Raw genomic sequence first — 15,392 nt, 5'->3', positions numbered from 1 at the left:
GGACTCCTGCGCTTGCGTTAAACATTCTTCTTGGTGAACTGCACCGCCAGCCTCTCGAACCGGTCGGTATCGACCTCAGGCAGTTCCCCGGCCATGTCGGTCGTCAGATCCGACAGCGTTCCCGATGCCTTTCGAATCTGTCCTTCGAACCCCGGTGCCGCGTGACCGTCCGTTGGGCGAATCAGCTTCGGGACGCGGCCGAGCGTACGTTGATCGAATGTCGGCAGGTCGACGCTCATGCTCGCGGGGCCATCCCATGCATGGCCGGCCGATTTCACCGTGAAGGTGCCGGGGCATCCCAGTTCGATATCGCCGCCATGCAGCTTGAGATACGCGCCGCCGGACGTGACGAATACGACTTCGTCGCTTGCCGTGCCGGCAAGCTTGCCGTCGGCGGCAGTCAACTGGATGTTTTTGCCGGACTCGATTTGGGTGTCGTCGTTCTGCGATTGAATGGCCACTTTCCCCTGATTCGCGATCGCCGATACCCCATTGCTGTGCGCGAACATCGCGACGCCATGCCCGGCATGCAGATTGATCCGCTCGCCGCTCGTGATCTGCATGTGTTGCTGCGCAATCTGATCGATGTTCTCGCCCGCATACATGACGTGCGTTTTCGGCGTGACGTTCAGCGACCCCGCTTGCGCGCCGAACGCCATGAACGCGGATGCGTCACCCGTGGCAGGGGATTCCGAACCGCCGGGTTTCCAGTGACGGAATGCGCTGGCAATGTTGTCCTGGCCGGCCGTGTCGGCGGATTGCCCGCCATGCTGGCTGGCATAATCGCCGAGCGACTTGAACAGCTCCGCGCATTGATCGAGCAAGCGAATCAGCTCATCGCGATCGAGCTGACCACCGGTCGCGTGCGAACGCGCATAGGTCGTCAACAGCATGCCCCGGGCGGCGCGCAACGCCGCAGCGGCGTCGGTGCGCAGTTCCGCACCTTCGCCCCGGTCGTTCCCGTGTCCATCATTGCGGGGCTGCGTCAGATAGCCGAGATTCAATTGGGTGTGCGCATGTTCGCTCGCCAACTGCGCCGAAATTTGCGACGGCGTATCGTCCAGGCGTAGCTGGTTGTACCGATGGCCCTTGATTTCCTTGGTCTTGATCCCGGACAAGTAGCGGTTGCCGGGTAGCGAACCGGTATCGCTGAAGGTCGCGGGCGGGTTCGCGCCGTTGCTCAAAATTCCGATGATCACCAAACGGTCCGGATCGCCCGACAGGCTGCCCAGCAAAACCTCCATGCCGACCCGAGGCAGGAAAAGCGCGCCGAAGTATTTCCCCGCCAGGCTTGCTCCGACGCGAATCGGCGCACTGTCGCCGGCCAGGCCGGTCGTTCCGGCGCCTTGCGCGTGGGCGTGATCGGCCGGGTCGTAGCCGTGAATCTGCACGCGCACGCGGCCGGCCTCATCGCAAAACACTTCCTCTCCCTGTGTGCCGACAATCGTGCCGGTGAGCAGGTGGACCGGCGGTACATCGATTCCCGGATCGTAGGAAGGCTTGAGCGGCACGCCGCGTCGCACGCACGTGAAACTGTTCTCATAGCGCGTGTCCGTTCGTTCCGATGCATCGGCTGGCGCCGGCGGAACGACTTGCGTCAGGTGACGGCTTGCCGTGAACAGCCCGTCCACGCGACCTGCCAGGCGCTTCGGCAGGTTGTTCCATATATCGTGCCGAACCGACGTGACGACAAACTGGCGATGATCGGCGGGCTTCATATCCAGCTCGGGGTCGCCGGTCAACGTGAACCAGTGACCGACCGGCAGGTCGCGCACGCTGCTGATGCCTTCATGGCGTACGGCTTCGAACTGATGCGCGAGCATCCGGTCGCGCGTGATGCGATCGTGGTCGCTCCACGAATCGCCGACGTGCGGAATGTCGATCGCGACGTCGGTCAGCAGGTGCGCAAGGTCGTTCCCCGACTCGCCCTGATCGATCCCGGCGACGGTCGCGGATTCGTCTACACGGGCTTTCTTGTAATCCCACGACGGGCGGCTGACTTTGCCGGACGACAGACTTTGGCAGTGTGCAAAGAGCGTCACCGTGTCGCGTTGTTCGACTCCGGCATCGCGCGGATGGACGCGGAGGGTGCCGGCCGGCGCTTCCGTCAGGCGATAGGGATCATCGCAAAACAGGAGTGTGTGCATCGGGCGTTCGTCGGCCATGCCGCTCGCCCCTTCGATCGGCCCCGCCTTCGCAAATACCGTGATGCCTTCCCGACGCAACAGACGCCGGATGAAGCGCGCGTCGGACTCGTTGACCTGCCGTGTCAGTTCGCGCACCGGATAGCGTTCGGCCCACAATGCCGACAGGTCGAAATCGAATGCCTGCGCGAGTGCGGGGCTGCGCTGTCTCCACTCATTCATCAGCGTCGCCAGGATTTCGATCACGCTGCACGATCGGAACATGCGGGCGTTCGTGCGGCGATCCATCAGCGACAGGGCGTCGCACACGTGCAATTGGTACACGGTCAGCTCACCGTCGGATTGACCGGCCCGCACGTCGTGCACGATGGCATTGATCGCTCGTATGCCGCCCCGATCGGTCGTCAGCCGGACCGACACGGGCAGACCGAGAAACAGCTCAGGCGATAGATGAGCGTGGGTGGACACGCAGGTCAGTTGCCCGTCGATCCCCGATATCAACCCTTCGCGAATATCGGCGTGATGGAGCGCCAACAGATGGCCGACCGTGCGTTGCGCCAGCCCGAAATGGAGATCGACAGGCCGCTTGTTGCCGCCAATCAGACCGGACGCAAAATTTCGGAATGTACTTTCTATCGACATCACCGCAATCTCGTTATTTTCGTTATCAATTCGGACGGGTTCGAATTGGGGTTTCAGGTAAATAAAAAGAAGGTTTTGGAAAATTCGCGGTGAAGAATATCAAACATATTTGCCATGAGAAATGGTTTGATATTTAGAGATGGATATTTGATTTTGGAGAGGCTGTATGTGACATTTTCTGCGATGGGCGGGGAATTTGTATTTAGTAATTGGTGTGAGTGTTTTTAATGAGAATTTGGCGATGTATCGAGATGAGGTAATTAATATTTCGTCGAAATAAATTGAATGGAACGTGTAAAGAATGAGATTCATCCCATGTCTGAACGAGCTGCGTCGCAGGGTGGGGTCGGAAAGGGGAGTGAACAGGATTGCGCTGGTGCTCGTCCGGTGCATCTTGGTTTGCCCCTGCTTTCTTCGCCTCCCGCTACCCGGCGGGCGGCTTCTTCCTGCATGGTTCGCGAAGGGTTTGCCTGATCGTGTGCAGGCATGGCGTGAATGGCGCCTTGCGTGGATGCCCCGATGTCCATGAGGGAATTCCCCCGTGACGCATGAGCGAGGGGCGCTTCGACGCCGCGCCCGTTCGCTTCGCGCTTTCCCGTCGCCCCTTTCCGGCACCGCCCGCGATTATTTGCGTTTCGCGAATGGCGCGTTCGCCGGTTGTTCCATACCCGATATGCGGCGTTCCACCTATCGTGGTGACGTCGGCTGATTGACCTCAACGCGTCGAACCGAACACCAGCCGGCACTTCCTCGCGATTCGCGTCGCACACAAAAGACATCGGACCTGGCTCATGCGCAGGCGCTCCGGCGCGCGCAGGCGAACCTGTGTCCACGGAGACGGACATGAAAGCAAACGAGTGGGATACCTCATACGAGTGGAAGGCGGTCACACTGCTGGCGCTCGGCTTCGGGCTGGTCGGCCTCGATCGCTGGCTGATCGCGCCGCTGTTCCCGTCGATCATGAAGGACCTCAACCTGACCGCGCAGGACGTCGGCAACTGCATCGGCGTGCTCGGCCTGTCGTGGGGCATCTTCGCGGCGCTGATGGGCGGCATCTCCGACAAGATCGGCCGCAGGAAGGTGCTGATTCCGGCCATCATCGCGTTCTCGCTGCTGTCGGGCTTCTCGGGGCTCGCGGGTGGGCTGCTCGGGCTGATGGCGATTCGCGGCCTGATGGGCGTGGCGGAAGGCTCGTTCTGCCCGACGAGCTTTGCCGCGACGGCCGACGCATCGCATCCGCGGCGGCGCGGGCTGAACCTCGGCCTGCAGCAAAGCGGCTTCGCGTTGTTCGGGCTCGCGCTGTCGCCGATCATCGCGACGCAGCTGCTCGGGTTCGTGTCGTGGCGCTGGGTCTTTGCGCTCGTGGCCGTTCCGGGCCTGATCCTCGGCGCGATCATGTTCTTCGTCATCCGTGAGCCGAAGGTCACGAAGGCCGTCGCGTCGGAGCATGCACCGGTGTCGCTCGGCCATGTGCTCAAGAGCCGCAACATCCTGGTGGCGATGGCCGCCCTGTGCTGTGCGATGACCGGCGTATTCGTGCTCGGTGCGCTGCTGCCGCTGTACTTGACCGACTACCTGGCGCTCGGCACGCAGAAGATGGGCCTCGTCGTGTCGGCGATCGGTTTCGGCGGTTTTCTCGGGCAGTTCGGGTTGCCGGGCCTGTCCGACCTGGTCGGCCGCCGCCTCGCGAGCATCGTCGGCTTCGCGGGAACGGCCGTGATGCTCTACATCTTCCGCGGCCTCGGCCCGCAGCCGCTCGCGCTGTTCGGGGTCCTGTTCGTCGCGTCGTTCTTCACGCTCGGGCTGGTGTCGCTGCTGTCCGGCCCGGTGGCGACCGAGGCCGCGCCCGTCGGGCTCGTGTCGACGTCGATCGGCGTGGTGGTCGGCGTCGGCGAGATCTTCGGCGGCGGCATCGCGCCGGCGATGGGCGGCTACGTCGCCGCACACTTTGGCATCCAGAACATTCTGTGGCTGCCGATGTGCGCGGTCATGCTGGGCATCGTGGTCAGCCTGCTGCTGAAGGAAACCGCGCCGGCCGTGCTGCAGCGCCGCGTCGCCGTGCAACCGGAACTCGCGGCGGGCGAGCAATCGCGGTAAGGCCAGCGCGGGCAGGGCAGCGCATGCGGGGGCGAGCGCCATCGGCGATTGACATCGATTGGGTGACAGAGTGACGCCTCCCGCATGACACAGCCCGTTATCCGCACGGGTAGACTGCCGGTTTCGCTGTCGAAAAAGGGCGCGGTATGGACCGGTTTCTGAGCATCGAGGCATTCGTCAGGGTGGCGGAGGCGAGCAGCTTCGCCGAGGCGGCGCGGCAGCTTGGCGTGACCAGCTCGGTCGTGACGAACCGCATCCAGCAGCTCGAGAAGTTCGTCAACGCGCCGCTGTTCCATCGCAGCACGCGCCACGTGCGCCTGTCGGAAGTCGGCGAGGCGTTCTATCGCGAGTGCGCGGAGGTCGTGGGGCGCGTCAACGAGCTGACGGACCAGATGCGCGAGCTTCGCGCGACGCCGACCGGGCGGCTGCGCATCCAGATGCTGCCCGGTTTCGCGCTCGATCACTTCGGCGCGCCACTGATGGAATTCAACCGGCGCTACCCCGGCATCCAGCTCGACGTGATCGTCAATGACCGTGTCGTGGACCCTGTCGAAGAAGGGTTCGACATTGCGTTCCAGATCTTCCCGCCGATTTCCGAGTCGCTGATCGAACGGCGGCTGTTCACCGTCAGGCGCCTCTTTTGCGCGTCGCCCGCATACCTCGACGCGCATGGTGCGCCACAACATCCGCGCGACCTGCTGCAGCACACCACCGCACTCTATTCGGGCTATCCGTCGCGCAACCGCTGGACGATGACGCGCGGCGACGAGGTCGTCGAAATGGAGTTGCCCGGCATGATCCGCTCGAACTCCGTGCACCTGCTGCGCGAGTACGCGCTGTCAGGCGGCGGTGTGGTGTGCCTGCCGACGCTCGTGGCGAGCGAAGCGCTCGTCGCCGGCCGTCTGGCGCCCATCCTGACTGACTTCCAGCTCGCGCCGCTGAACTTTGCGGCGGTTTATCCCGCAACGCAGCGACAGGCGCTGAAGGTGAAGGCGCTGGTCGAATTCCTCGCGGAAACCATCGGCGACGAATCGCCGTGGGATCTCCCCCTTCTGGAGCGTGGCTGGGTGCGTTGAACCGCGCGGATTATTCGCGAAACGCAAATGCCGTAGTCGCCGTCCCGTGCCTTGTTGCGGGGGTCCCTTGCCCCTAGAGTTGAATCCAACAAGCGGTTCAACTCAGGAGACAGAAATGACCGACACGGCATTCCATACCGTCTTTGGCTCGCTCGACAGTTACCGAAAGGGCGAGATCGAAATCACGAGCGGCAGCGCTCAACACTACGCGTTCTCGAATGTGTTCGAGATCGCATCGAAGTCGGCCCCTTACGAAAAGGTCGTCGCCGGCAAGAACCTCGAATACGTGATCGAAGTGCTTCGGACCGACGGCCAGTCGCCGTGGTTCGCCTGCGCGCACGACGAGTTCGTGATCCAGATGGACGGTGAAGTCCGGATCGAATTCATCAAGCTCGATACACCGCCGACATCGGGGCGCGGCACCGTGAGCGCCGGCGCACAACCTGCCGGCCGCAAGATGGGGTACGTCGTATTGCGCCAGGGCCATCAGGCGCTGCTGCCGGCCGGCTGTGCATACCGCTTCACCGCGAGCCAGCCGGGCGTCGCGCTCGTGCAGACCATCCTGGGCGAGCTGTCCGTGGAGAAGTGGGCCGACATCTGCCTGCACTGATTCGTCCGACCTCATTCGACACTATTCCAGGAGACACGTTATGGCCACCCTCGAAACCCTCGACACTTCCGCAGGCTTTGCCGCCGATCTGGTGCGATCGACCGAAGCCGATGCCGTCACCGGCTACCGCCGCTTCCAGCTCGGCGAATTCGAATTCCAGCGCGACGAATATTTCGTGAAGATCAGCTGGCCCGCGAAAGGCCAGACACGCACGCACGCGATGCCGGCGGACGCGTTCCTGCGCGCGATGATGCGCGACGTGGCGTGGGGCTTCTTCTACGGCTGGGTGAACTTCGACCACGTGTTCGGCACGCGCAATCACTACGGCAAGGTGGACATGTATGCGGGTACGTTCAACGGCATCCTGAAGGATGCCGGGGTCGACTACACCGAGACCTTCGAAACGCCCACGATCATGGCGACCTTCAAGGCGATGCTGCACGACTGGACGAACGAAGGCTTCGATCCGTTCGCGGCGCCCGAGGAAACCGGTACGGCATTCGGACGCAAGCACGGCGACAACGGCTCGGCGATCGAGCGTACGCGTATTGCGACGCGCCGCATGCCGGGCCTCGAAGGTGACTCGCCGCTGCGCGACGACCTGCCGGTCAACCGTGCGTTCCTCGACGTCGCGCAGGACGAACCGGAAGTGCACGTCGAGCCGGGCTTCGAAGGCGAACTGCACGCGTTCAACCTGTTCAAGTACCTGTCTCGCTCGGACGTGACGTGGAATCCGTCGGTGACGTCGGTGTGCGGGCGCAGCCTGTTCTGCCCGACCACCGAGGAATTCATCCTGCCGGTGTTCCATGGCAACGACCGCGTCGAATGGTTCCTGCAACTGTCCGACGAAATCGTGTGGGACATCGGCGACAAGAACACCGGCGCGCCGCGCGCACGCGTGACGATGCGAGCCGGCGATATCTGCGCGATGCCCGCCGACATCCGGCATCAGGGCTATTCCACGAAGCGGTCGATGCTGCTGGTCTGGGAAAACGCGACGCCCGACCTGCCGCAACGCTACGAGAGCGGCGAGCTCGCGCCGTATCCGATCGCGTTCTGAGCGGCGCTTCCGCTTCAGGTTCAGCTTCTGCAATACACCGAGGACGATTCATGCAAACCCAACTCTTCATTGACGGGCGCTTCGTTGACGCCGTCGACCGTGGCACGATCGACGTGCTGAATCCGCACGACGGCTCCGTCATCACGAAGATCGCGGCCGCCACCGCAGCGGACGTCGATCTGGCCGTCGAAGCCGCGACCCGCGCGTTCCCGAAATGGTCGGCGCTGCCGGCCGCCGAACGCGGCCGCTTGCTGCTGCGCCTGGCCGACGCGATCGAGGCCAACGCGGAGGAGCTGGCACAGCTCGAATCGCTGGACACCGGCCACCCGATCCGCGATTCGCGCGCGCTCGATGTGCCGCGCACGGCGGCCTGCTTCCGCTATTTCGGCGGCATGGCCGACAAGCTGCAAGGCTCGGTGATTCCCGTCGAAACCGGCTTCCTGAACTACGTGCAGCGTGCGCCGATCGGTGTCGTCGGCCAGATCGTGCCGTGGAATTTTCCGCTGATGTTCACGAGCTGGAAGATGGGCCCGGCGCTCGCCGCCGGCAACACGGTGGTGCTCAAGCCGTCGGAAATCACGCCGCTGTCGACGCTGCGCATCGTCGAGCTGATGGCCGAGGTCGGATTTCCCGCGGGTGTCGTCAATATCGTCCCCGGTTACGGACATACGGCCGGCCAGCGGCTCGCCGAACATCCGGGCGTCGGCAAGATCGCGTTCACCGGATCGACGGCCACCGGCCGCCGGATCGTCGAAGCATCGCAGGGCAACCTGAAGCGCGTGCAGCTCGAACTGGGCGGCAAGGGCGCCAACATCGTGTTCGACGATGCCGATCTCGACGCGGCCATCAACGGCGCAGCGTGGGCGATCTTCCACAACCAGGGGCAGGCGTGCATCGCCGGCTCGCGTCTCGTGCTGCACGAACGCATCGCGGATGCGTTCCTCGAGCGCTTCGTGGCGCTCGCGTCGTCGATCCGCATCGGCAACCCGCTCGATGCGAACACCGAGATGGGGCCGCTGACGTCGAAGCAGCACCTCGATCGCGTGCTGTCGTATGTCGACGTCGCGCGCGAGCAGGGCGGACGCGTGCTCACGGGCGGCAGCGCACCGCAGGATCCGGCGCTCGCCAACGGCTACTACGTGTGCCCGACGGTCATCGAGGCCAGGAGCGCGGCCGACCGCGTCGCGCAGGAGGAAGTGTTCGGCCCGTTCGTCACGGTGCTGCGCTTTGGCAGCGACGACGAAGCGCTGGCCATTGCCAACGCAACGGAATACGGGCTGGGCAGCGGCCTCTGGACGAAGGATGTCTCGCGGGCGCACAAGATGGCGTCGCGGATCAACGCGGGCATGTGCTGGATCAACTGCTACAAGCGCGTCAATCCGGGCAGCCCGTTCGGCGGCGTCGGCCAGTCGGGCTACGGCCGCGAGATGGGCTTCGAGGCGATGCACGACTACACCGAAGCGCGGTCGGTGTGGGTCAACGTCGACGGCAACGTGCCGCCGCACTTCAAGCGCTGAGGTTCGCCATGGATCGCTTCGTCTATCAGGGCACCCCTTCCCGCGTGGTGTTCGAATGGGGCGCGCTCGACAGGCTGCCGGACGAGCTGTCGACGCTCGGCGCCCGCCGCGCGCTGATCCTGTCCACGCCCGAGCAGCGGCCGCTCGCCGAGCGTGTGGAGGCGATCCTGGGCGAGCGTGCGGCCGGCATCTGCGCGCAGGCGGTCATGCACGTGCCGGTCGAGGTCGCGCATGCGGCGCGCGAGATGGCCGGCGGGCTGGACGCGGACTGCTGCGTCGCGATCGGCGGCGGATCGACGATCGGGCTGGGCAAGGCGATTGCGCTCGAATCGGTACTGCCGATCCTGGCCGTGCCGACGACATATGCCGGCTCGGAGATGACGCCGATTTTCGGACTCACGGAGGGCCGGCTGAAGCGCACCGGGCGCGATGCGCGCGTGCTGCCGCGTACGGTGATTTACGACCCGTCGCTGACGTTGACGCTGCCGCCGGACATTTCGGCGGCATCGGGCATCAATGCGATGGCGCATGCCGTCGAGGCGCTCTATGCGGAAGACGCGAACCCGGTGATCAGCCTGATGGCGGAAGAATCGATCCGCGCGCTCGGCGAAGCGCTGCCCGTCGTGGTGCGCGATCCGGGGAACCGCGAGGCGCGCAGCCGCGCGTTGTACGGCGCGTGGCTTGCGGGAACCTGCCTGGGCGCGGTTGGCATGGCGCTGCACCACAAGCTGTGCCACACGCTCGGCGGCACTTTCAACCTGCCGCACGCGCAGACGCATGCGGCGATGCTGCCGCATACCGCGCACTACAACCACGCCGCCGCGCCCGAGGCGCTGCGCCGCGTGGCGCGTGCGCTGGGCGGGAGCGACGCGGCCGAAGCCGGCCCGTTGCTGTTCGCGTTGAACGCGCGGCTCGGCATCGCGCCGGCGCTTGCCGATATCGGGATGCCGGAGGCGGGCCTCGACGAAGCGGCCGATCTCGCGTGCCGTAACCCATATGCGAATCCGCGGCCGATCGAACGCGCGGCGATTCGCGCGCTGCTGCAGCACGCGTGGGAAGGGCGCGCGCCGCAATGAGCGGCCGGATGCGCCAACGGAGAAAGACGTGATAACTGACCAGATCAGCCTGAACGGCTTGCACGGCGAAGTGACATCCCGCTTCGTCTTCGATCGGAGCTGACCGCCATGGCTCGATTCTTTGCGGTGTTTGCGACGGACCAGCCCGGCATGCGCGACGTGCGCGATCGCGTGCGGCCGGTTCACCGGACTTACCTGCGCTCGGCCGACCAGCACGGTGTGGTGGTGCGGCTCGGCGGCCCGACGCTCGACCCGCACGGCGATGCGATGAACGGCACGCTGCTTGTCGTGGAGGCGGACGACATTCAGGCGGTGATGCAGTTCATCGGCAACGACCCGTACGTGAAGGAAGGGCTGTTCTCGCACGTGGAAGTGCGTCCGTGGGACTGGAGCCTCGGCAACCCCGAGCAGCGAGTGTGAATCATGGAAGCACGACAACTCTGCCACTTTTCCGATGTGCCCGACGGCGGCGCGCGGGTCGTCGATGAAGCATGCATCGGGCGTCCCGTGATCGTCGTGAGACGCGGCGAGCAGGTATGGGCCTATGTGAATCGTTGCCCGCACTTCTCGGTGCCGCTCGATTTCGTACCGGGTAGCGTTTCCTGTTACCGGTCGCAGGTATTGATGTGTGCCCATCACAGCGCGTTGTTCCGGTTCGATGACGGCGCGTGTATCGATGGGCCGTGCTCGGGCTCGGCGCTGGAGGCCGTGGCTGTCGAGGTGGATTCAGCAGCGTGGGTTATCTATCGGGGCGCTTGATTCTGGTGTTTCAATGAGTGCGAGCAGGGCCGGTTGATACGACGTTTATCGTATTAATCAATCAGTAAAGCTAATCATATTTCAGGTGTCTGGTAATGGACACCTGAACGAAGACGATTCCTTGTGCAGCATCGAGCGAGCACCTGCCACGTAGCAGGTGGCGGCCTCGCATTTTCATAAAAAAGACGGAGACGAAATGAAACTCAGGTTTGGAGCAGTGGCGATTCTCGCCTTGGCGCAGGGCGCATGGGCGCAGAGCAGCGTGACGATGTTCGGGCTGATCGACGCCGGCATCTCCTATGTCAGCAACGAGGGCGGCGGAAAGAACGTCAAGTTCGACGATGGCATATTCGCGCCCAATCTGTTCGGCTTTCGCGGCACGGAGGATCTCGGTGGCGGATATCGTGCGACGTTCGCGCTCGTGAACCAGTTTTCGATGGCGAACGGCAGCATCATCGGGACCGGGATTTTCGGGCGCAATGCGTATGTCGGCCTTGAAAGCAACCGGTTCGGCAGCGTCACGCTGGGCAATCAATACGACTTCATGGTGGATTCGCTGTTTTCAAAGAACAACGCGATTTCACGGGATATCTCGGGGCTGTACGGTTTTCGCAATGGCCCGTTCCAGCGGCTCGCGCTTCCGGACAATCCGACCGGTGCATTCGATTGGGATCGCACCGCAGGCAGCAAGCCGATCGCGAATTCGGTCAAGTACAGTTCGCCGACGGTTTCGGGATTTTCTGGCGGCGCGATGTATGCGTTCGGCGGCGTGGCAGGCTCGGTGGGTGCAGACAATGCCGTCAGCGCCGGGCTGAACTATGAGGCGGGGCCGTTCGGTGTGGGCGCGGCATACACGAACGAGAAATACGGCCCCGCGCCGGGCGTGCCGTCCACCAGCGTGCGCAACTGGGGCGTCGGGATGCACTACGACTTTGGCGTCGTCACCGCGAATGCGCTGATGACCACCGTGCGCAATTCGTTCAACGATGCTGGCGTGTGGATGGGCGAAGCGGGCGGATTGTGGCACGTCAGGCCGGATATCGTGCTGGGCGCGAAGTACATGTACATGAAAGGCAACGAGGCGGTGAACAACAACCACGCGCATCAGGTCAGTGTCGCGCTTCAGTACCTGTTCTCGAAGCGGACGATGGTTTATGTGTCGGCGGATTACCAGCGGGCGAACAGCGGCGCGAATGCGCAGGTCAATGGCGTGCTGGATCCGAATGGGGCTTCGAGTTCAGCCAGTCAGACGGTGGCACGGGTGGGGTTGCATACGGTGTTTTGACGGGGTGCGGGGCCCCGTTCTTCAAGAGCGCAGGGCGGCACATGCTCGCCCTGCGTCGATATTTCCCGTCACCGATATTTCCCGCAGGGTGTGCAGCACGACGATATTTTCCTGGTAAGTGAGCGGTAAGTCGACTGGTCCTACAGTAGCCCCCGTTTCGATCGTCGACTCCAGGAAAATGATGGTGAAAATAGCCTCCCGCCGCGAACTTCCGTTATTGCTGCTTGCCGCTTCATTCGCATTTTCGTCTGCTTCCGCTTGGGCGGACGAAGGCATGATCCCGCCCGATTCCGATAATTCGGGGCTGACCATCCTCAACAACGCGACGAATGTGACGCATTGGGGATTGGGTGCCGGAGTCGGCATCGCGCCGTCGGTCTACCAAGGCGATAGCAACCGAGTGTTGCCGTTTCCGCTGGTCTATTTCGACAACAAATGGGTACAGGCCGTCGGTACCACGGCCGACCTGAAAATCGGAAGCTGGAGCGGCGTCAGCGTCGCGCTTCGTGGCCAGTTCTCGCTTTTCGACGGATACAAGGGCTCGGACGCACCGATCCTGAACGGCATGGAAAATCGCAAGGGCGCGTTCTGGTACGGGCCTGCACTGTCATGGGGCACCGGGTTCGGTACGTTGTCGGGCACGTTCCTGTTCGGCGGAAACAAGGGCGAGCGCGCGAAAATCGGCTTCGAGAAGGCGTTTGCTTTCGGCCAGTTCTCGATCGCGCCGCATGTCGGCGCGGAATGGCTGAGCGACAAATACGTCGACTACTATTACGGCGTGCGACCATCGGAGGCGCGCGCCGGGCGCGCCGCCTACAGCGCGGGTTCGACAGTGAACGTGTCGGTCGGCACCCGTATCGACTACCGGCCGACGAAGCAGCAGACGATTTTTCTGGATGTTGGCGTGTCGCGTCTCGGCGACGCCATCGCGGACAGTCCGATCGTTGGAAGACGGTTCGTTCCCGAAGCCAGAGTGGGCTACATGTATCGGTTCAAGTGAGTACGAGTATGCCAAGAGTGGCGATTGTCGAGGATCATCAGCGCCTCGCCGACCTGTTGTCCCAGGCATTGGCCGCTGCGGGAATCGAATCCGACCTGTTCGGCAATGTCCGGGAAGCCGCTTACGGTGTCGACCGGGCCGACTACGCGTTGCTGATCATCGACCGCGGATTGCCCGACGGAGAGGGGCTGGCGTTCCTGCGGACACTGCGCGCGGCAGGACGCATGACGCCTTGCCTGATGCTGACGGCGCGTGACGCGCTGCATGACCGCATCGACGGACTCGAAAGCGGGGCTGACGACTACGTGACCAAGCCGTTCGAAATGAGCGAACTCGTCGCCCGCGTGCGCACGCTGATGCGGCGCCCGGTGTTGCTGACGGCGCTCGTCGCGTCGTTCGCGGATGTGTCCGTGGACCCGCCACAGCGCGCGATGCGCTGCGGCGACCGGACGGTACTGCTTGCGCCGGCCGAACTGCAGGTCATGCTTTGCCTGATCGAAGCCGCAGGCCGCACGGTACGTCATTCGATACTCGAGCATGCCGCATGGGGGCTCGGGGAGGCGGTCACGCCGAATGCGCTCGAGGTGACCGTGCACCGCTTGCGCAAGAAGCTGGCTTCAATTGGTGCAACCATGCGACTGACCAATATCCGGGGTGCCGGCTTCGCGCTGCGGGACGCATGACGCTTCGCCGCGCTTTGCTCGTTGCCGCTTCAGGGTAAGAAAGCGACCATGTTCCATCATTGGATTCGACGCCTGTCGACGCGTCTGTGGGTGACCAACGTCGTTGCGTTCGCCATCAGCCTGGCGCTGCTGTCCTTGCTGTCAATGTATGTCCTCGATCGATATCCGGAATTCTTCGGGCGGCGGCAGCAGATGGAGAGCATCCGTCATATCGAGGCCGGATTGAGCTTCGACGCCGACGGGCGTCCGGTATCGGTGCGATTGGGCGAGCGCCCCGCGCTGATGTTCCGGCTCTTGCCGACGGAGGTGAAGTATCGCGTGCTCGATGCGACGGGGAAGCCGTTACTGGCCTCGGTGCCGTCGAACGGCAATCGGCCGTGGTTGACGGAGGATCTTGCGAAGGCGGCCGGCAAGGTGGTGCCCACCACGATCGACGGCAATGCGTATTTGGTCGCCACGCAGCGCGCATCGAACGGGAGCGTCGTCTATTACGTGCAGGTGGCGCAAAGCAGGCAGCTTCTCGATGCGCTCATCATGTCGAGAATCGATCCGATACCGAAGACCGTCGGAATTGTGCTGGTCATTGCGACCATCATTTTCGGACTGACGCTTCCGTTGACGATCAGCCGCGTGCTGAAGCCGTTACGGGAGGTATCGCGTGCCGCGAGGGGCATCGAGCCGCGCAACCTGAAGACGCGGCTGTCTTCGAACGGTATTCCCAGCGAGATCAAGCCGCTGATCGATGCGTTCAACGATGCGCTGACCCGGCTCGAGAACGGCTTCGCCGTCCAGCAGCAGTTTCTTGCCGACGCCGCGCATGAGTTGCAGACACCGCTCACGCTGGTCAGAGGCCAGATCGAGTTGCAGCCCGACATCAGGCAGAAGGCGCTCCTGCTTCGCGAGATCGACCTGATGGCCCGGCAGGTCAAGCAACTGCTGCATCTGGCCGAAGTCAGCGAAGCGCAGAACTTCAGCTTCGGCGACGTGAACGGCGTCGACGTCGCGCGAGACGTCGTGAGCTTGCTCGCCGGCAAAGCCGATGCGAAGCAGGTGAAGCTCCATATCGAAGCGCGCGAATCCGCGACACCCATACGGGCTGATGAAGGGGGGCTTTTCATCCTGCTCAAGAACATCCTCGAGAATGCGATCAACGCGTCACCGTCGGACGGCGTCGTCGTGCTGACCGTTCTTGAGACGGCGATTCATGTCGACGATGAAGGGCCGGGTATTCAGCGGGAGCATCTTCCGTTGCTCTTCGACCGATACTGGCGCGCGCCGGATTCACTGTATGACGGTGCCGGTCTCGGGCTGGCAATCTGCAAGGAGATTGCCGTGGCCCATCAATGGAAACTGACGGTCGATGTGCTGGCCACGGGGACGCGGTTCAGCGTCTGGTTTTAGTCTGCACGGTTGTCGTGCGTGGCCGGGCTCCCACAGTACAAG

General features: G+C 63.5%; 14 protein-coding genes. 12 read left to right on the top strand and 2 right to left on the bottom strand.

The window, feature by feature from the left end; genetic code table 11:
* Positions 1–17 precede the first annotated feature (17 nt).
* The gene (locus BCO18175_RS03575; protein ID WP_174979614.1) at positions 18–2,786 is read right to left on the bottom strand and encodes a type VI secretion system Vgr family protein; all 2,769 of its coding nucleotides are present in this window, start codon (positions 2,784–2,786) and stop codon (positions 18–20) included.
* 843 nt (positions 2,787–3,629) lie between these two features.
* Here BCO18175_RS03575 and BCO18175_RS03570 point away from each other — a divergent pair.
* From BCO18175_RS03570 to BCO18175_RS03530, 9 genes are all read left to right on the top strand, one after another.
* Complete coding sequence (locus BCO18175_RS03570; protein ID WP_174979407.1) at positions 3,630–4,883, top strand: MFS transporter; 1,254 nt, start codon at positions 3,630–3,632, stop codon at positions 4,881–4,883.
* 146 nt (positions 4,884–5,029) lie between these two features.
* Positions 5,030–5,959 (top strand): LysR family transcriptional regulator, encoded by a 930-nt coding sequence (locus BCO18175_RS03565; RefSeq protein WP_174970433.1) that lies wholly within the window; start codon positions 5,030–5,032, stop codon positions 5,957–5,959.
* A 115-nt stretch (positions 5,960–6,074) separates the two neighbouring features.
* Positions 6,075–6,569 carry a hydroxyquinol 1,2-dioxygenase gene (locus tag BCO18175_RS03560; RefSeq protein WP_174970434.1) on the top strand — a complete coding sequence of 165 codons (495 nt, stop codon included), beginning with the start codon at positions 6,075–6,077 and terminating at the stop codon, positions 6,567–6,569.
* Positions 6,570–6,609: 40 nt separating this feature from the next.
* Complete coding sequence (locus tag BCO18175_RS03555) at positions 6,610–7,629, top strand: hydroxyquinol 1,2-dioxygenase (RefSeq protein ID WP_174979405.1); 1,020 nt, start codon at positions 6,610–6,612, stop codon at positions 7,627–7,629.
* A 50-nt stretch (positions 7,630–7,679) separates the two neighbouring features.
* Positions 7,680–9,146 (top strand): aldehyde dehydrogenase family protein, encoded by a 1,467-nt coding sequence (locus BCO18175_RS03550; RefSeq protein WP_174979404.1) that lies wholly within the window; start codon positions 7,680–7,682, stop codon positions 9,144–9,146.
* Between the two features lie 8 nt (positions 9,147–9,154).
* Complete coding sequence (locus tag BCO18175_RS03545) at positions 9,155–10,222, top strand: maleylacetate reductase (protein ID WP_174979402.1); 1,068 nt, start codon at positions 9,155–9,157, stop codon at positions 10,220–10,222.
* Between the two features lie 108 nt (positions 10,223–10,330).
* Entirely contained in the window at positions 10,331–10,642 is a 312-nt protein-coding gene (locus tag BCO18175_RS03540; RefSeq protein ID WP_174918324.1) for a YciI family protein, read from the top strand.
* 3 nt (positions 10,643–10,645) lie between these two features.
* Positions 10,646–10,981 (top strand): Rieske (2Fe-2S) protein, encoded by a 336-nt coding sequence (locus BCO18175_RS03535; RefSeq protein ID WP_174918325.1) that lies wholly within the window; start codon positions 10,646–10,648, stop codon positions 10,979–10,981.
* A gap of 196 nt (positions 10,982–11,177) precedes the next feature.
* On the top strand, positions 11,178–12,266 hold the full coding sequence (locus BCO18175_RS03530; protein WP_174979613.1) for a porin: 1,089 nt from the start codon (positions 11,178–11,180) through the stop codon (positions 12,264–12,266).
* Positions 12,267–12,287: 21 nt separating this feature from the next.
* Here BCO18175_RS03530 and BCO18175_RS03525 read toward each other — a convergent pair whose 3' ends face one another.
* A complete protein-coding gene (locus BCO18175_RS03525; RefSeq protein WP_174978848.1) occupies positions 12,288–12,542 on the bottom strand; it encodes a hypothetical protein in 255 nt (84 codons plus the stop codon).
* On the opposite strand from BCO18175_RS03525, the gene BCO18175_RS03520 reads away from it, so the two are divergent.
* The 3 genes from BCO18175_RS03520 to BCO18175_RS03510 are packed head-to-tail and all read left to right on the top strand — an operon-like array spanning position 12,451 to position 15,350.
* Positions 12,451–13,266 carry a MipA/OmpV family protein gene (locus BCO18175_RS03520; RefSeq protein WP_174979611.1) on the top strand — a complete coding sequence of 272 codons (816 nt, stop codon included), beginning with the start codon at positions 12,451–12,453 and terminating at the stop codon, positions 13,264–13,266. The two genes, BCO18175_RS03525 and BCO18175_RS03520, sit on opposite strands and share 92 nt — an antisense overlap.
* A gap of 8 nt (positions 13,267–13,274) precedes the next feature.
* On the top strand, positions 13,275–13,949 hold the full coding sequence (locus BCO18175_RS03515) for a response regulator transcription factor (RefSeq protein WP_174918328.1): 675 nt from the start codon (positions 13,275–13,277) through the stop codon (positions 13,947–13,949).
* A 48-nt stretch (positions 13,950–13,997) separates the two neighbouring features.
* Complete coding sequence (locus tag BCO18175_RS03510) at positions 13,998–15,350, top strand: sensor histidine kinase (protein ID WP_174979401.1); 1,353 nt, start codon at positions 13,998–14,000, stop codon at positions 15,348–15,350.
* The last annotated feature ends 42 nt before the right edge of the window (positions 15,351–15,392 follow it).

The organism is Burkholderia lata (genome assembly GCF_902499335.1).
Classification (GTDB): domain Bacteria; phylum Pseudomonadota; class Gammaproteobacteria; order Burkholderiales; family Burkholderiaceae; genus Burkholderia; species Burkholderia lata_B.
The sequence above is the reverse complement of the archived record's forward strand: the minus strand, read 5'-3'. Positions and strand labels throughout refer to the sequence as shown.